This window comes from Nonomuraea sp. H19, from assembly GCF_052068215.1.
Lineage (GTDB): Bacteria > Actinomycetota > Actinomycetes > Streptosporangiales > Streptosporangiaceae > Nonomuraea.
Window position 1 is genome coordinate 49681 of record NZ_JBQHCV010000023.1, and the last position, 15927, is coordinate 65607.

Annotated in this window: 16 protein-coding genes; 10 read left to right on the forward strand and 6 right to left on the reverse strand. The window is 68.5% G+C overall.

The genetic code is table 11. The features are described from left to right. Window positions 1–23 precede the first annotated feature (23 nt). Window positions 24–176 (reverse strand): hypothetical protein, encoded by a 153-nt coding sequence (locus ACTMTI_RS39815; RefSeq protein ID WP_441125950.1) that lies wholly within the window; start codon window positions 174–176, stop codon window positions 24–26. Window positions 177–239: 63 nt separating this feature from the next. Here ACTMTI_RS39815 and ACTMTI_RS39820 point away from each other — a divergent pair, with 63 nt between their 5' ends. After that, the gene (locus ACTMTI_RS39820; RefSeq protein WP_441125951.1) at window positions 240–752 is read left to right on the forward strand and encodes a hypothetical protein; all 513 of its coding nucleotides are present in this window, start codon (window positions 240–242) and stop codon (window positions 750–752) included. A gap of 72 nt (window positions 753–824) precedes the next feature. Here ACTMTI_RS39820 and ACTMTI_RS39825 read toward each other — a convergent pair whose 3' ends face one another. After that, window positions 825–1529, reverse strand: coding sequence for a TetR/AcrR family transcriptional regulator (locus ACTMTI_RS39825; protein WP_441125952.1), 705 nt, complete (start codon window positions 1527–1529; stop codon window positions 825–827). 108 nt (window positions 1530–1637) lie between these two features. Between ACTMTI_RS39825 and ACTMTI_RS39830 the strand changes: the two genes are divergently transcribed. Together ACTMTI_RS39830 and ACTMTI_RS39835 are read left to right on the forward strand one after the other, a co-directional pair. Then, the gene (locus tag ACTMTI_RS39830; RefSeq protein WP_441125953.1) at window positions 1638–2372 is read left to right on the forward strand and encodes an SDR family oxidoreductase; all 735 of its coding nucleotides are present in this window, start codon (window positions 1638–1640) and stop codon (window positions 2370–2372) included. Between the two features lie 57 nt (window positions 2373–2429). Further along, entirely contained in the window at window positions 2430–2636 is a 207-nt protein-coding gene (locus ACTMTI_RS39835) for a 4-oxalocrotonate tautomerase family protein (protein WP_441125954.1), read from the forward strand. A gap of 102 nt (window positions 2637–2738) precedes the next feature. On the opposite strand, the gene ACTMTI_RS39840 is transcribed toward ACTMTI_RS39835, so the two are convergent. Further along, window positions 2739–4001: an MFS transporter gene (locus tag ACTMTI_RS39840; RefSeq protein ID WP_441125955.1), complete on the reverse strand. Its 1263-nt coding sequence runs from the start codon at window positions 3999–4001 to the stop codon at window positions 2739–2741. An 89-nt stretch (window positions 4002–4090) separates the two neighbouring features. Next, window positions 4091–5455: a serine hydrolase domain-containing protein gene (locus ACTMTI_RS39845; protein WP_441125956.1), complete on the reverse strand. Its 1365-nt coding sequence runs from the start codon at window positions 5453–5455 to the stop codon at window positions 4091–4093. Window positions 5456–5636: 181 nt separating this feature from the next. Here ACTMTI_RS39845 and ACTMTI_RS39850 point away from each other — a divergent pair, with 181 nt between their 5' ends. The 4 genes from ACTMTI_RS39850 to ACTMTI_RS39865 all read left to right on the forward strand — a co-directional run bounded on the left by ACTMTI_RS39850 (window position 5637) and on the right by ACTMTI_RS39865 (window position 8831). Next, window positions 5637–6116, forward strand: coding sequence for a MarR family winged helix-turn-helix transcriptional regulator (locus tag ACTMTI_RS39850; protein ID WP_441125957.1), 480 nt, complete (start codon window positions 5637–5639; stop codon window positions 6114–6116). A 71-nt stretch (window positions 6117–6187) separates the two neighbouring features. After that, a complete protein-coding gene (locus ACTMTI_RS39855; RefSeq protein ID WP_441125958.1) occupies window positions 6188–7615 on the forward strand; it encodes a DHA2 family efflux MFS transporter permease subunit in 1428 nt (475 codons plus the stop codon). Between the two features lie 25 nt (window positions 7616–7640). Then, window positions 7641–8072 carry a pyridoxamine 5'-phosphate oxidase family protein gene (locus tag ACTMTI_RS39860; RefSeq protein ID WP_441125959.1) on the forward strand — a complete coding sequence of 144 codons (432 nt, stop codon included), beginning with the start codon at window positions 7641–7643 and terminating at the stop codon, window positions 8070–8072. Between the two features lie 225 nt (window positions 8073–8297). After that, window positions 8298–8831 (forward strand): hypothetical protein, encoded by a 534-nt coding sequence (locus tag ACTMTI_RS39865; protein WP_441125960.1) that lies wholly within the window; start codon window positions 8298–8300, stop codon window positions 8829–8831. Window positions 8832–8859: 28 nt separating this feature from the next. On the opposite strand, the gene ACTMTI_RS39870 is transcribed toward ACTMTI_RS39865, so the two are convergent. Next, the gene (locus ACTMTI_RS39870; protein ID WP_441125961.1) at window positions 8860–10011 is read right to left on the reverse strand and encodes an outer membrane protein assembly factor BamB family protein; all 1152 of its coding nucleotides are present in this window, start codon (window positions 10009–10011) and stop codon (window positions 8860–8862) included. Between the two features lie 256 nt (window positions 10012–10267). Then, window positions 10268–10528, reverse strand: coding sequence for a hypothetical protein (locus ACTMTI_RS39875; protein WP_441125962.1), 261 nt, complete (start codon window positions 10526–10528; stop codon window positions 10268–10270). Window positions 10529–10580: 52 nt separating this feature from the next. Between ACTMTI_RS39875 and ACTMTI_RS39880 the strand changes: the two genes are divergently transcribed. The 3 genes from ACTMTI_RS39880 to ACTMTI_RS39890 all read left to right on the forward strand — a co-directional run bounded on the left by ACTMTI_RS39880 (window position 10581) and on the right by ACTMTI_RS39890 (window position 15876). After that, window positions 10581–12008 (forward strand): alpha/beta fold hydrolase, encoded by a 1428-nt coding sequence (locus ACTMTI_RS39880; protein ID WP_441125963.1) that lies wholly within the window; start codon window positions 10581–10583, stop codon window positions 12006–12008. A gap of 278 nt (window positions 12009–12286) precedes the next feature. Then, window positions 12287–14053, forward strand: a complete 1767-nt coding sequence (locus ACTMTI_RS39885) for an ABC transporter ATP-binding protein (protein WP_441125964.1) — start codon at window positions 12287–12289, stop codon at window positions 14051–14053. Beyond that, window positions 14053–15876, forward strand: a complete 1824-nt coding sequence (locus ACTMTI_RS39890) for an ABC transporter ATP-binding protein (protein WP_441125965.1) — start codon at window positions 14053–14055, stop codon at window positions 15874–15876. Before ACTMTI_RS39885 ends, ACTMTI_RS39890 begins: the two co-directional genes overlap by 1 nt. Window positions 15877–15927: the final 51 nt, after the last annotated feature.

Sequence of the window (15927 nt, forward strand, 5' to 3'; positions counted from 1 at the left end):
CAGGACGGGCGGCGACGGTGGAATCATCCCGTGCTGGGGCCCACCGTCAGAGTTTGAGCCGGTCCGCCGATGCGGCGCCAGGTGCCGGTGTCGCGGGACCAGCGGAGGATCTGCGAGCGATCTTCGGTCAGGACGTACACCTCCCGCCGGCGGGGGAGCCGGGATCCAGTTCTCATGGGGCTGAAGATCTCGAGCTCAAGTGGATCCATGCGCAGCTGTCACGACACGGGAGGACATTCATGATCAGTAGCGTCACGGCACGACTCGCCTCAGCGGCCCTGCTTGCGATCCTCGCAGCGCTACCGGCCCCCGCCTCCGCCGCGAAGAGCGGGTACACCCCTGAACAGGTGTGCGGCAGCGGTTTCGGGAAGGTGACGGGCGGCACCCATTCGGTGATCGACCGCAATGGCATCGTCCGGGGCCATGTCCACCTGCTTTACAACGCGCATACCGGGGAGAACTGCGTCGTCACCATCAAGTCGAGTTTCGTGGGGCAGCCCACTCAGACCAAGGCCGTTCTCTACCGCCAGGTCGCCGGTACGAACCGCCCCGACAAGTTCGAGGACGCCGGAGCTTACAGGTACTACGCCGGTCCGGTGAAAGCGCAGGCCAAAGGCGTATGTGTGCTCTTCCGAGGGTGGATCAGCAGCGTCCCCGAGGACACCACGGATACCGGTATCCAGGCCTTCGGCGGTGCGCAAAGCTACGGCAACTGCGGCGGACAAGACAGGCGTCGGAAGGGCAACTCCTGATCGCGAGCCCGGCGTCCGTCGCGGTGCTCGCCGTCCGCTCGGCCACACCACTGATCATCTCCGCGTGAAGCGTCATGCTCGGCTGGGCTGCGTGATGCGTTCGAGCCATCGCAGGAGAAGGGCGGTCTCGACTGGTTCGAGGGCGTCGGTGCCGACGAGGTCGAGTTGCGCGTGGAGGCGCAGTGCGGCGGTGTGCAGTGGGTCGGCATCCTCCTGCGACGTCGTTTCGGTGAGCACGTGCGAGAACACGGCGTCGCGCATGCGGTGGGACAGCGCGGGGTCGTCGAACAGAGCCGGTCTGGCGATGTGGTTGAGGGCGTTCCCGATGTTCGCCGACAGGATCAGCTGGGCGGCGGTCTGTGGCTGGACCTTCAACGCACCCGTCGCCGCGCACCGTACGAGCGTCGCCACCAGCAGGTCGAACACGCGGTCTCGAGCTGTCGAGTGGGACCACGGCCGTGGAGTGAACATCAGCTGGTAGAGGGCCGGGTTTTCGTTCGCGAACGCCATGTGGCCGTCCCAGCCGGCGCGCAGGTCGGCCACCGGGTCGGCGGTCTGCTCCTGGGCGGCCTTGAGCGTGGCGTAGCGCTCGTAGCCGTGGTCGGCGACGGCGTCGAGGAGTCCTCGTTTGTCGCCGAACAACCGGTAGAGCACAGGCTGGCTCACGCCGACCGCCTCGCAGACCGCGCGCGTGGCGATCTCGTTGTCGGAGGACGTGGCTAGCTGATGTTCGGCGGCTTCGATCATCGCCGCGCGAAGTGTGTCTGTTCCGGCCATGAAAGCAATGATACGCCCTGTCGTTAGCATCGATACGAGACCTGTGCTACCGTCATGTCGTAACGACGATACGGTAAATATGTATCAACGATAGGCAAAGGGCTTTCCATGAGTAATCGGCACGTAGCCATAGTCAGCGGCGGCTCCCGTGGGATCGGCCGGGCGATCGCGACGACACTGGCAGCGCAGGGCTCCGCGGTCGTCGTGGGATACCAAGGGTCGGCCGCGGCTGCGGCCGAGGTGGTCCAGGCGATCACGGCGGCCGGCGGCCAGGCGATCCCGGTGCAGGCCGACGTGGCCGACGAGGCCGCGGTCGCGGCGATGTTCGACGAGGCGGAGAAGGTCTTCGGCGGGGTCGACGTCGTCGTCAACTCGGCGGGACGGCTGTCGCTGTCCCCGATCGCGGACCTCGACCTCGACGACCTGGACGCGCTGCACCGTACCAACATCCGCGGCACGTTCGTCATGGCGCGAGAGGCCGCGCGCCGCGTGCGCGCCGGGGGCGCGATCGTCACCCTGTCCACCTCCGTGGTGGGTCTGCAGGTGCCGAACTACGGGGCGTACGTCGCCAGCAAGGGCGCCGTCGAGGCGATGACGCTCGTCCTGGCCCGCGAACTACGGGGACGCGACATCACGGTCAACGCGGTCGCGCCCGGGCCGACCGCCACCGACCTGTTCCTCGAGGGCAAGGACGAGGCCACGATCGAGCGGCTCGCCAAGCAGCCCCCGCTCGAGCGGCTCGGCACCCCCGAGGACATCGCCGAAGTCGTCGCCTTCCTGGCCGGCCGCGCGGGGCACTGGGTCAACGGGCAGGTCGTGCGTGCGAACGGCGGCATCATCTGATGTCGCCGCACCGCGGGTCATCACTCTGAATCCACATCACACGAAAGGGAAATCACCATGCCGTTCGCCAACCTCAAGGTGCCCGCCGGCACCCTGACCCCCGAATCCAAGAAGAAGCTCATCGACGCCGTCACCGACGCCTACGCAGACGTGTACGGCGAGCGGGCCCGGGCGACCACCCTGGTCCTCCTCGAGGAAGTCCCCGACGGCGGCTGGGGCCTCGGCGGCAACATCCTCACCGCCGAAATGCTCGGCCGAAGCTGAACCTGCTCGGGGCCCGGGCTCCCGTGCCCGACCGGTGCAGGAAGAGCCGCCGTCCATCGACCTGATCATCCGCGCCCACGCCGTGGGCTGACCTCTCCCAGATCAGCCGGCGCGGATGCCGCGGCGCATGAGAGCGGGAAGGCACAAGATCGTGCCGAGGGCGCCGATCCACACCGCCGCCTCCAGCCCGCCGAGCGCGGTGGCGGCGGCGGCGAGCAGGGCGCCGACCGCCACCGCGCCCCACAGCAGGAACCGCTGCACGGCGGACACCCGACCGAGGAGCTCCGGCGGGGTCTGCGTCTGGCGCAGGGTCACCGAGGTGGGGCTGAAGGCGCCCTCGCCCACGCAGTGCACGATGCTGCCGATGACCAGGCCGGCGGCTCCCAGACCGCCGTAAGTTCCCAGCACGGGCATGGCCACGATGCCCAGCACCGACACGGTGGCGGCGAGCATGAGCGCGCGCGAACTGCCAAGACGCCTGATCAGGAAGGCCGAGGCCAGATTGCCGATCGGGTAGCCGGCCGCGGCGGCGCCCACCACGATCCCGATCCACAGCGGGGACAGTCCAAGGACATTGCGGCAATACAGGACCAGGCTGGTCTCGACCATGGAAAGGAACAGGACATAAACGGTGCCGCAGGTAAGGACCGGCTCCAGAACCGGGTGCCTGAGCACGAATCTGAGCCCGGCGGCGATGTCTCGCCGTACCCAGCCCCGCTCCCGCACCGTGACGGCGGGTGGCGCCTCCCGGTGCCGGATCATGACCAGGGTCACGAACGAGGCGGCGAAGCTGATGGTGTTGGCCAGGAGCGCGCCGGCCACGCCGAGCACCCCGATGACCGGCCCGGCCGCCATCGGCCCGACTGCCTTGGCGGTGGACTCCGACAGCGCCAGGCGGGTGTTGCCGCGGTGCAACTCGCCTGGCTCGGGGAAGAGGCCAGGCAGGTAGGAGGTGTAGGCGACCTGGAAGAACACCACCGCGCAACCGCTCAGCAGCACCAGCGCGAACAACAGGGCGAAGCTGAGAACGCCGGTGACCGCCGAGACCCAGATGGCGCCGAACGCGATCACCTGCACGCCGTCACAGACCAGCATGACGGTACGGCGAGGCAACCGGTCCACGATGGCGCCCGCGGGCAGGCCGAGCGGCAGGAAGGGCAGGAACAGCGCGAACGGCAGCAGCGCGGCCTGGGCCGGACTCGCGCCCAGCACCGTCACCGCGAGCAGGGGCAGCGTCAGCGTCATGAACTGGTCCCCGAACAATGACAATGACTGCCCGGCCCACAGGAGCCCGAAGTCACGGCGTGCCGTCGGCCGCGTACGTCCGGCCGCCTCCGGCGGGGCGGTCATGCCTCGTTCAGTCATGGCGCTCATCTTCGCCGGGCCCTGAGGTGGACCAACGGCGGATATCGGACCTCGCACTGGCTGATCTCGGGGGCGCGAGGCCCGGGGCTTCACTCCGAGGCCGTCGGAACGCGCTTGAACAGCCGGCCGGCGAGGTCGACGCCGGTGACCGTGCCGCTCGCGTCGCGGGTGAAGTAGCCGCGCTGACCCTTGAAGGCGCCGCTGGTGAGGATGTACTCGTCGGTGTCGCCGGGCAGCAGGCCGAGAACGAACGGGGCGTGGTCGGCGGGCAGTTCGATGTCCGACGCCGCCCGGATCTCCGGCTTGATCAGGACTTCCAGCATCAGACCCGTGCCGTCGGCGCCGATGGTGAGCGTCATGGCGTCGTTCTCGTAGGTCCCGGCGACCTCCTGGGCCCGCGCCTGGTCATGGGGCAGCGGCTCGGGGTCCCGGTCGACCACGCCGAGGTACGTCTCCAGCGCCCAGCGGACGACGGCCTGGTTGAACGGGATGCCGTCCGGGCCGGCGTTCGACAGTGAGACGACGGCGAAGTCGCGTCCGGGCACGGTGAGGAGCTCGGCGAACTGGCCGTTGGTCGAGCCGCCGTGCCCGGCGGTGCGGACACCGTCCACGTCGCGCAGGAACCAGCTGGTGCCGATGGCGTCGCCGAGCGAGCTGGCCCGCAACGCGACCGTCGGCTCCTTCATCTGGTGCAGCACCTCGGCAGGCAGGACTCCGTCGCCGGAGCCCAGGTGGAAGCGGGCCCAGCGCAGCTGGTCCGCCGCCGAGGACGCGATGCCCCCGCCGGGGTTGTCGCCGCGCCAATGCCGCCACGGCCGGGCGATGGACAACGTTCCGTCCTCGCCGAGGTCGTGTCCCACGGCGAAGCGCCGGGTCATGACGTCGTCGCGGGCGTAGAAGCTGTTCGCCAGGCCCAGGGGCTCGAAGACGAGCGAGGCGATGGCCTGCTCATAGGTCAGACCCGTGACCTTCTCCAGGATCCGCCCGGTCAGGTTGTAGCCGGCCTGGCTGTAGGAGGCCCGGGTGCCGGGCGGCGCGATCAGCTCCAGCCCGGCCATCTTCGCCACATAGGCCGCCAGCGCGTCGTCCCCCTCACCGGTGTCGTCGATGATCCCCCAGTCCAGCCCCGCGGTGTGGTTGAGCAGGTTCAGCACGGTGATCTCCGCCGCGACCCGCTCGTCCTTGAGCCGAAGCTCGGGGACATAACGGCGCACCGGCGCGTCCAGCTCGACGCGCCCGTCCGCGACCAGGCGCATCAGCGCGGTCGCCGTGTAGGTCTTGGTGACCGAGCCCAGCAGGAACAGCGTCTCCTGGTCAACGGGCAGCGGGTTGTCGACGCTCGTCACGCCGTGGCATGCGTAGATCTCCCGGCCGTTCGCCCACACCCCGACGGCGACGCCGGGAATGCCGAACTTCGTGGCCGTGGCCTCGACGAAATCGGACAGCGCGTCCATTTCAGTCCCCTTTTCCGGTGCTCTTTCGCGCGACGACGGTGCTACGTCGTGCGGCTGACATGCACATCACGATGTCCACCACCGCTCACAGGGGTCTGACGCCGCGCTGATACGGGCCGCGGGTGCCCGTCAGGCGGATCGAGCGAGAGCAGATAATCCGCAACGAAACTACAATGGGTCCATGACCGCCATGGCGCCATCACGCGCGGAGCCCGACCTGTCGTTTCTGCTCGATCACACCAGCCACGTGCTGCGTACCAAGATGGCGGCCGCGCTCGCCGAGATCGGGCTGACCGCTCGCATGCACTGCGTGCTGGTCCACGCCATCGAGGAGGAACGCACTCAGATCCAGCTCGCGGAGATCGGCGACATGGACAAGACCACGATGGTGGTCACGGTGGACGCCCTGGAGAAGGCCGGGCTGGCCGAGCGCCGCCCGTCCAGCACCGACCGGCGGGCCAGGATCATCGCGGTCACCGAGAAGGGCAGGGAAGCCGCCGAACGCAGCCAGCGGATCGTGGACGGCGTTCACCGCGCGGCCCTCGACTCGCTGCCGGAGGACGAGCGTGAGGTGCTGCTCCGTGCGATGAATCGGCTGGTTCAAGGGCACCTGGCCACCCCTGAAGAGGCGGCGCGGCCGGCTCGCCGGGCACGGCAATAGATCCGAGAAAGATAGTCTGCAACGGAACTATCTGCTACGGTCTCTCTTGTTGCTTCTGAACAGGAGAGACCATGTCGTATCCCAAACTGCGCGCCCTGATCGTGCTCTCGGCCGCGATGCTGATGACGATCCTCGATGGCAGCATCGTGACCGTGGCCATGCCCGCGATCCAGCGCGATCTGGGCTTCACCCCCGCCGGGCTGAGCTGGACCGTCAACGCGTACCTGATCGCCTTCGGCGGATTGCTGCTGCTGGCCGGTCGGCTGGGCGACCTCATCGGCCGCAGGACGATGTTCCTGGCCGGCAACGCGGTCTTCACCGCCGCCTCCCTGCTCGCCGGGGTGGCCACCGGTCCCGGTTTGCTGATCGCCGCGCGTTTCCTGCAGGGGGTGGGCAGCGCGATGGCCTCGGCGGTGGTGCTGGGCATCCTGGTGACGCTGTTCACCGAGACCCGTGAGCGGGCCAGGGCCATCGGCGTCTTCAGCTTCACCGGCGCCGCCGGCGCCTCGATCGGCCAGGTCCTGGGCGGGGTGCTCACCGATGCGCTCAGCTGGCACTGGATCTTCTTCATCAACGTGCCGATCGGGCTGGCCACCATCGCGCTGGCGATCAAGGCTCTCCCCGGCGATCGGGGAGCGGGCCTGGCCGCGGGTGCCGACGTGCTCGGCGCCCTGCTGGTGACCGCGGGGCTGATGCTGGGGATCTACACGGTCGTCAAGATCGAGGAGTACGGCTGGCTGGCCGGCCACACGCTGGGCCTCGGCGCTGTGTCGCTCGCTTTGCTGGCCGCGTTCCTCGTCCGCCAGACGACCGCGCATACCCCGCTGATGCCGCTGCGCATCTTCCGCTCGCGCAACGTCTCGGGCGCCAACCTGGTGCAGATGCTGGCGCTGTCGGCCATGTTCGCCTTCCAGATCATCGTCGCCCTCTACATGCAGAAGGTCCTCGGCTACGGCGCCCTCGCAACGGGGCTGGCGATGCTTCCCGCGGCGGTGGCCATCGGCGGGGTGTCGCTGTTCGTCTCCGCCCGGCTCAACACCCGCTTCGGGGAGCGCGCCGTCCTGGTGGCCGGACTGGTGCTGCTGCTGGGCGCGATGGGCTGGCTCACCAGGGTGCCGGTGCAGGCTTCGTACGCGGTCGACCTGCTCCCGGTGATGCTGCTCATCGCGGGCGGCGGGCTGGTCCTTCCCGCCCTGACCACGCTGGGCATGTCCGGCGCCAAGGCCGACGACGCGGGGCTGGCGTCCGGGCTGTTCAACACCACCCAGCAGATCGGCATGGCGCTCGGCGTCGCCGTCCTGTCGACGCTCGCCGCCTCGCGCACCGGCGTACTGCTCGCCTCCGGGGCCTCCGAGGCGGCGGCGCTCACGGGCGGGTACCGGCTCGCCTTCACCGTCTCCGCCGGGCTCCTCGTGGCCGCCCTGCTCGTCAGCCTCGCCGTACTGCGCCGCCCCGCTCCCGCTCCGGAGCCCGAGAAGGTCGCGCTTCCCACCCTCTGAACCCCCGCGTTGATCAGGAGAGAACATGAACGAGAACCAGTCAGGGCCCGCCCCTCGCTCGCTGACCGACGAGGAGCTGGTGACGCTCCTCGGCGAGCAGCAGTTCGGTGTGCTGGCGACGATGAAGCGCAGCGGCCACCCCGCCATGTCCACCGTCCTCTACCGGTGGGATCCCGCCGAGCGGAGCATCCGGATCTCGACGACGGCCGACCGGCTCAAGGCCCGGCAGGTGCGCAACGACCCGCACGTCGCCCTCCACGTGAGCGGCCCGGACGTCTGGTCCTTCGCCGTCGCCGAGGGCGAGGCCGAGGTGTCGGGCAGGCCCGAGGAGTTGCTGGCCTTCGCGGGCGATCCGGCCGATCCCGCCGCCTACCTGGATCAGCAGGCTCGCGAGGGCCGCGTGGTGATCAGGATCAAGGTCTCCCGCCTGTACGGCACCGCCCTGGACGTGGGTTAGCGCGCCGTCGTACGTGGGCCTCTTCGGGCGTGGCGACGCGCAGGACGCCGCCACACCGGAGATCTGCCGATCATGTGGTGACAAGTGAGAGCGCGTCCTATCGTCGAGGACGTGACTTCCGGCCCCGAGCATGATGATCAAGTCCGTATGCCGTCCGACACCTGCCCGGGCGCCCTCGATGACCTCGTCGGTCGTGCGGCACGTCAAGGAGCCTCGCGGGATGGCATGACGTTGGCCGGCCGGTCCGGCACGGTGGCGCCGGGCCGGGCTGACCAGGGACTTCAGGCCCGGTTCGTGGATATTCGACTCATCAACACGCAACCCATGGCCGTTTCCGATCATGTCCCAAGACCGGCGCGCACCGTGTACGTTCTGCGCCGGCACCGGCGGCACCTGCTGGTGGGCAGACTGCTGGGCCAATCGCGCCGGGCCTTGAGCGATCATCGGGCCAAAATCTGGGCCACCCGCCAGGCCGGCGGCGGCACCACCTCGCTGCTGCCCTGGAAGCTCTTGGACGATGCCGATCCGGCCGGCGGGTGGCATACCACCAGCAGCCTGCTGGTCGAGCAGTACGCCCTCTACCGCCATCCTGGCGGCTGGAACCTCCTCGGTGCGGTCACCCGCGTTCCACGATCACGGATCGCCGACGACGACGACGTGAAAGCGTGGACAGCAGATGCGCTGCATACTCCCGCTCCGCTGAGCTGGGATCGCGGGCCTGTCACTCAAACCACCACTACCTGGTACGCAATGCCCTGACAGCTCTCCGGTGGTGGTGCCGCCGTATCTAGCCGACCAGAAGAGTCCGCGACGGCCCGTCGCCGGGCGGATGGTGGGTGATCGTGAGGACTCCCTCACGCATCTGCTCCAGATACATGATGCCGTCGAAGGCCCGCTCGGCCAGGACTCGTCCGGTCCGTACGTCAAGTTTGACGAGCGTGTTGTCCGGGCCTTGGACGTAAGCGACCTTCCCGTCCGTCATGACGACCCCGGCGTCCCCAGTGCTGTTCATCGGCCCGATCCGGGTACGCCAGATCACGGAGCCGTCGGCGATGCCGTAGGCGACGACGGCGTCGTCCGTACGGGCCATCATGAGATCGTCCGACACGGCCAGGCGGGCGACGTCACCATGGCCGCTCCCGCCCGCATCGCGGTTCCGCCACAGGACGGCGCCGTCGCGGGTGCGGCGCATGGTGATCCCCGGGGAGTCGCCCATCGACACCACACGGTCCATGTCAATCGCCCGCATCGTGGGCTGTGGTTCCGGCGTGGGTCGCCACAGCAGCTCACCGTCGTGCAGGTCGACGACGAAGCTCTCCGTCTTGTCGGCGCAGAAGTGATTCACCAGGATGGCGGCGCCCACGCCGTATGCCGACTCTATGAGCTCGCACGAGTGATTCCGGTAGGTCGAGCGCAGGCCCCCGGTGCCGGCGTCGAGCACGTCGATCCGCCCATCATGCAGGACCACCAGGGACGGCGCGGCCGGATCGCCCGCGACGGACAGCGACCACTGCGGGGGTTCATAGACCTCGTCGTCGTCCCGCGCCGGGCGCGGTCCTGGGGGCAGGGTCGTCGTCCACACGGCGGCGCCGGTGGATACGTCGATGAGGGTCACCTTGCCGTCGGCCCAGGCGGTGGCGACGCGGTGATCCCCGACGGCGACGTGCGCCGTCATCTCCGGGCCCCAACGCCGCTCGTGAACCCAGGCCTCGGCCTGGTCCGCGAGCCGTTCGGCGCGAAGTCCTCTCCAGCCGTCCTTCCGCGTCACGACCAAGTCTCCGAAGACCCGGTCGTCGAGGTAGCGGACCTCGCGCAGCACATCGATCTCTGCGCTCGATCGCTCAGGCGGGTTCCAAGGAGGGGTGCTCCCTCGCGGACCTGTGATGTGTTCGCCCGGCACCCAGATCCAGTTCAGTACGGCGATGCTGACGAGTGTCACGCTTGCGAGTGATATCGCTACTTTTGGCCAGATCCGTCTGGGTTTTGGCATGGCGTTCATGCTAGGAGAATCCCTCTGGCAAATAGGTGGATCTGAGCAGTCTTCACCTTCATTGTCAGGATCTTCCGAATGCTGCTGTTGTATCGTGCTGCCCGTCGATTTGTCGCGGTCAATACGGGGGCCGCGTTCGCCGCCGCCAGTTTTGGGGTCGTCGCGGCCGTCGACCGAGGATGATCAAGGTCGGTCGTGTGCCGCATCAGCGGGCCGACCGGCTGATCCACGATTGGAGCACTGTGCGAGGAAGATCTTCTCTGCTTGCCGCCGCCTTCGTGGCGATGGCAACGCTGTTACCTATTTCGACGGCCGTCGCGGAGGTCACTGAAGGCGGAGCCACCGCGACGCCGACGGCCTCCCCGAAGGCCTCGTCAACCCCGACCGCCTCGGCGACCCCGAAGGCCTCGGCAACCCCGACGGGGACCCCGAAGGCAACCCCGACGCCCACCGGGAAGAGCAGCATCGCCTGGGCGCCTTGTGAGGAGGAGCCCTCCGCTGAGTGCGGCAAGCTGGCGGTGCCGATCGACTGGTCCCGTCCGAACGGTGCCAAAGTCGAGCTGGCCGTAGCGCGCCGCAAGGCCACCGACCAGGCAGCCCGGGTCGGGTCCCTGGTGCTCGGTCCGGGTGGCCCCGGCGGATCGGGTGTGGAGTTCGCCTACAGCTCCCCCGGGTTCTTCACCGAGGAGATCCACAAGCGGTTCGACATCGTCGGTTTTGACCCGCGGGGCGTGGGCCGCAGTCACCCGGTGATCTGCTCGGCGTCGGTGTACAACCAGATGCCGCACGCCATCATGAAGAGCCAGGCCGACTACGTCAAGTGGACCGCCTACGCCAAGAAGCTGCGGGCGGACTGCCGGGCCCGTACCGGCCCCCTCTACGATCACGTCGACTCGGTCAACGTCGCGCGTGACCTGGACGCCCTGCGCGCCGCGCTCGGCGAGGAGAAGCTGACCTTCTACGGGGTCTCGTACGGCACGCTGCTCGGCCAGATGTACGCCGAGCTGTTCCCGAACCGGATCCGGGCCATGGCCCTGGACAGCAACATGGACCACAGCCTCGGCGTCAAGGCGTTCCTCGACAGCGAGGCCGCCGCCGTCGAGGACGCCTTCGACCAGTTCGTCGGCTGGTGCGACCAGGAGCCCGGCTGCGCCCTGCACGGGAAGGACGTCCGGGCGGTGTGGGAGAGGATCCTGGCCAAGGCGCGTGACGGCAAGCTGTACTGGCCCGGCGTCACAGACCGCCCGATGACCGAGACCCAGGTCCTGTGGAACGGCGTGCTGGGCACCGAAGGTCCCGCCTGGCAGCTGCTGAGCGAGATACTTCGCGCCCTGGACGGCGGGGCGCCGCCGGAGTGGGTGCCCCCGCTGCCTGGCCGGCAGCCCGTGTCAGGTGAGGTCGCCCAGCTGCCGACCACGATCCTCTGCGAGGACTACAGCCTGCGGGTGCGCAACTACAAGCAGTACGCCGCGCTGTTGCGCAGCTCCAACCGGCAGGCCCCGGACATGCGGTACAACCCGATGCCGATGGAGGACCTGCCCGTCTGCCTCAACCACCCCACCAACAACCCGCAGCACCGGCTTCGCTACACGGGCAGTGCCCCGATCCTGCTGGGCAACTCGTTGCACGACCCCTCCACCCCGTATTCCTGGTCCGCCAACGTGGCCCGTCAGCTCGGCCCCAAGGCGCGCCTGCTCACGTACGAGGGCTGGGGGCACCGTATCTACGGCAAGGACGAGTGCAGCACGGTGCCGATCGACAACTACCTGATCTCGCTGACCGTGCCTCCGCACGGCTTCCGCTGCCCCGTGGGCGGCAGAGTCGAGACCTTGTTCAAGAAGAAGAGCCAGCGTGAGCTGTGGCCGACGGACAAGCTCTCCTGGGGCGCTCCGATCATGACCCCGTCCCGCCTCCAGCCGGCCGGCACGTCCAAGACGTCCGGCTGAGCTCCGACCTGCTCTGAAACCGGCTCCGACCGCGCCGATGGTCACACTGTGATCGGCAGCCTCGCACCCGATGGCCGGGTGCGAGGCGACGGCGCGGCGGAGCCGGTGGTCGTCCTGGACCAGACCGGGGCGGGGGAAAACCGATGGGAAACTGTCGGTGGCCGGTGGTAGAAAGCAGGGTCGAAGTCTCGCTTACCAGCGGCCGGGGGGCTGTGTCTGTGACTACCAGTAGTTCGGAGTTCTCAGTCTCCGGCCCACGCCATGACCGGCGCGGTCCAGTGCGTTGGCTCTGGTCGCATCTGCGCCGTCAACCGCTGCCCCTGACCGGATTCCTCGGCGGGTCGCTGGTCATGACCGTGCTCAACGCCATGGTTCCGCAGTTCACCGGCGACGCCTTCGACGCCGTGCTGGGCAATCGGGGTCAGCCGCTGGACGCGCTCGGACTGATCGCGCTTGCGTTGCTCGCGATCGTGGCGGCTCGCGGGTTGTTCGATCTCGTTGCCCGCTTGTCGAGTGAGGTCCTGGCCAAGCGGCTGGAGCGGGACGCGCGCGATGAGCTCTATGTGAGCCTGCTCGGGAAGAGCCAGACCTTCCACAACCGGCAGCGGGTCGGCGATCTGATGGCCCGGGCCGCCAACGACATCCGGCAGCTGTCCTTCATGATCACGCCGGGTGTCGATCTGATCGTGGACTCCGGCCTCACCGGGCTGGTGCCGTTGGTCTTCATCGCCGCGATCGATCCGCGGCTGCTGCTGGTCCCCGGGGCCTTCGGGGTCGTCTTCGTGGTCGCCCTCTGGCACTACATGCGGCAGCTCAACCCGGTTTCGACCCGCATGCGCGAACAGTTCGGCGACCTCAACGCGGGGCTCAACCAGGCCGTGCGCGGCATCGAGGTGATCAAGGTGACCGCGCAGGAGGCGCAGGAGCGGCGGCGGTTCCGCGCCAACGCGCGGCTCTACCGGGACTCGTTCGTACGCAACGGTCTGGTCCAGGCACGCTACCTGCCCACGCTCCTGTTCGCCTTCGCCATGGCGGGAGCGATGTGGCATGCCCTCTATCTCCAGGGCGTGGGAGCGATCACCATCGGCGAAGTGGTGGCGTTCATGGGGCTCATGGGCATGCTGGGCTTCCCGACGCAGATGTCGATCTTCACGTTCTCGCTGATCCAGATCGGGCTCGTGTCCTCGCGGCGGATCCTGAGCATCATCACGTCCGAGAGCGAGATCGAGCAGCGGAGCGATGGGCATGCCGCGCCGATCAGCGGAGAGATCGTCTTCGAGGACGTGACGTTCGGATACGACGACGACGGCGATCCGGCGCTGCGCGGGGTGACGTTCACCGTGCAACCGGGGGAGACGGTGGCGATCGTCGGGGAGACCGGGTCGGGCAAGAGCACGCTGACCAAGCTGGTCCCGCGGATCTACGACGTCACCTCCGGGCGGATCCTCGTCGACGGGGTGGATGTGCGGGACTGGGACCTCGATTCGCTGCGGGGCCAGATCTCCACCATCGAGCAGGACATCGTGCTGTTCTCGCGGTCCGTGGCTGAGAACATCGGCTTCAGCCTGGGGCAGCGGGCCGATCACGAGGCGGTGGTCAGGGCGGCGGAGGATGCCCAGGCCGCGGAGTTCATCAACGAGCTGGACGAGGGATACGAGACCGTCATCGGGGAGCGGGGAGTCACGCTTTCCGGAGGGCAGCGGCAGCGGCTGGCCATCGCGCGGGCGCTCCTGACCGATCCGGCGATCCTCGTGCTCGACGACTCGACCAGTGCCATCGACTCCGCCACCGAGGACAAGATCCAGCAGGCGATCGGACGCATTCTCGACGGACGTACGACGCTGCTCATCACGCATCGGCTCTCCCAGATCCGGTGGGCGGACAAGGTGCTGTTGCTCAAACGCGGCGAGGTCGTCGACTTCGGCACGCATGACGAGCTGATCGCGCGTAGCCGCCTCTATCGGCGGGTCTTCGCCCACTACGACGAGGTCGAGCTTGGCGAAGACGAGGCCGTCATGGCCGGTGAGCAGGGAGGGGTTCGCTGATGGGCTTCCTTATGGACGGCCTCGACGCCGAGGACTACGACCGCACCTACAGCGACCGTGAGCTGCTGCGCCGGATCCTGTCGTACTTCCGGCCCAAGCTGGGCCGGATGTTCCTGGTAGCGCTCATGATCGTGCTGGTGTCCGCGGCCCAGGCGGCCATCCCGCTGCTGGGCAGCATGGGCGTGGACGCGATCCAGGACGGCACGATCGGCGAGATCGGCTGGCTGCTCACGGTGGGGATCCTGCTCGCCGGCGCGTTTTCCTGGGTGTTCAACTACGTACGGCAGTCCAACAGCTCAAAGGTCACCGGCGACGTCGTGCTCCGCCTGCGTGAGGACGCCTTCGACGCGGTGCTGGAGCGGGACCTGTCGTTCTACGACGAGACGCCGTCCGGCAAGATCGTCAGCCGGGTGACGTCCGACACCGACGACTTCGCCACCGTGTCCACGCTGACGATGGACCTGATCAGCCAGATCCTGATGGTGGGTTTCGTCACGGTCCTGCTGTTCGTGCGCAGCGTCGAGCTGGCTCTGCTGACGCTGCTCGTGGTCCCGATCGTGGTGGGGCTGGCACTGCTCTTCCGGCGGCTGGCCAGGGCCAGCACGCGGCGGGCGCAGCGTTCCCTCAGCAGGGTCAACGCCAACCTGCAGGAGACCATGGGCGGGATCGCCGTGGCGAAGAACTTCCGCCAGGAGCAGCAGGTCTACGACGAGTTCCGGCCCATCAACCAGCAGAGCTACCAGGTGACGCTCCGGCAGGGATTCGTCTTCTCGACCATCTTCCCCGTGCTGTTCCTCGTGGCCGGGCTCGCGACCGTGGGCCTCGTCCAGGTGGGCGGGACGAGGGTGGTCACGGACGGGCTGTCGGCCGGCGACTGGTACCTGTTCCTGCAAGGGGTCGCGCTCTTCTGGTTCCCGCTGACGTCCATCGCCGCTTTCTGGTCGCAGTTCCAGCAGGGGCTGTCGGCGTCGGAGCGGGTCTTCGCGCTGATCGACGCGCCGCCGCGGGTGGTGCAGACCGACGCGCGGCCGGCGGAGAGGCTGGCGGGGCGGATCGAGTTCCAGGGGGTCACGTTCGGCTACGATCCCGCGCATCCCGTGCTGCGCGACTTCGACCTGGTCATCAAGGCCGGGGAGTCCGTCGCGCTCGTCGGGCACACCGGCGCGGGCAAGTCGACGCTCAGCAAGCTGATCACCCGGTTCTACGAGTTCCAGGAGGGGCGCCTGCTGATCGACGGGCAGGACATCCGCACCCTGGAGCTGGGGAGCTACCGCCGTCAGATCGGTGCGGTGCCGCAGGCCCCGTTCCTGTTCAGCGGCACCGTCGCGGACAACGTCCGCTACCCGCGGCCGGACGCCACAGATGAGGAAGTACGCGCTGCCGCGGCGGCGGTCGGTGGTGGCGACTGGATCGACGCCCTGCCGAACGGACTGCAGACGGACGTGGGCGAGCACGGCCGGGCGCTGTCCATGGGGCAGCGGCAGCTCGTCGCGCTGGCCCGGCTGCTCATCCAGGATCCGGCGATCGTGGTCCTGGACGAGGCCACGGCCAGCGTGGACCCGCTGACCGAGGCCCAGATCCAGGAAGGGCTGGATCTGGTGCTGGCCGGGCGGACCTCGATCGTCATCGCGCACCGGCTGTCCACGATCGAGCACGTGGATCGGATCATCGTGCTGGATCACGGGCGGATCGTGGAGGAGGGCGATCACGCGACGCTACTCGCCAGCGGCGGGCGCTACTGCGAGGTCTACAACACCTACTTCCGGCACCAGTCGCCCAACTACAAGGCCGGCACCGGGTTCGTGTCCGTCGGCGGAGACTGATCCAACGGCTGGCCTCCCTGCCCACCGCCTGTGCCCGAAACTTGACGTAAA

Excerpts from the sequence above, each read along its gene's own strand:
- ACTMTI_RS39865 (WP_441125960.1), top strand. The coding sequence starts at position 8,298 with ATGACGTTGGCCGGCCGGTCCGGCACGGTGGCGCCGGGCCGGGCTGAC.
- ACTMTI_RS39855 (WP_441125958.1), top strand. The coding sequence starts at position 6,188 with ATGTCGTATCCCAAACTGCGCGCCCTGATCGTGCTCTCGGCCGCGATG.
- ACTMTI_RS39815 (WP_441125950.1), bottom strand. The coding sequence starts at position 176 with ATGAGAACTGGATCCCGGCTCCCCCGCCGGCGGGAGGTGTACGTCCTG.
- ACTMTI_RS39825 (WP_441125952.1), bottom strand. The coding sequence starts at position 1,529 with ATGGCCGGAACAGACACACTTCGCGCGGCGATGATCGAAGCCGCCGAA.
- ACTMTI_RS39845 (WP_441125956.1), bottom strand. The coding sequence starts at position 5,455 with ATGGACGCGCTGTCCGATTTCGTCGAGGCCACGGCCACGAAGTTCGGC.
- ACTMTI_RS39840 (WP_441125955.1), bottom strand. The coding sequence starts at position 4,001 with ATGACTGAACGAGGCATGACCGCCCCGCCGGAGGCGGCCGGACGTACG.
- ACTMTI_RS39820 (WP_441125951.1), top strand. The coding sequence starts at position 240 with ATGATCAGTAGCGTCACGGCACGACTCGCCTCAGCGGCCCTGCTTGCG.
- ACTMTI_RS39830 (WP_441125953.1), top strand. The coding sequence starts at position 1,638 with ATGAGTAATCGGCACGTAGCCATAGTCAGCGGCGGCTCCCGTGGGATC.
- ACTMTI_RS39850 (WP_441125957.1), top strand. The coding sequence starts at position 5,637 with ATGACCGCCATGGCGCCATCACGCGCGGAGCCCGACCTGTCGTTTCTG.
- ACTMTI_RS39890 (WP_441125965.1), top strand. The coding sequence starts at position 14,053 with ATGGGCTTCCTTATGGACGGCCTCGACGCCGAGGACTACGACCGCACC.
- ACTMTI_RS39875 (WP_441125962.1), bottom strand. The coding sequence starts at position 10,528 with ATGCTGCTCTTCCCGGTGGGCGTCGGGGTTGCCTTCGGGGTCCCCGTC.
- ACTMTI_RS39835 (WP_441125954.1), top strand. The coding sequence starts at position 2,430 with ATGCCGTTCGCCAACCTCAAGGTGCCCGCCGGCACCCTGACCCCCGAA.
- ACTMTI_RS39860 (WP_441125959.1), top strand. The coding sequence starts at position 7,641 with ATGAACGAGAACCAGTCAGGGCCCGCCCCTCGCTCGCTGACCGACGAG.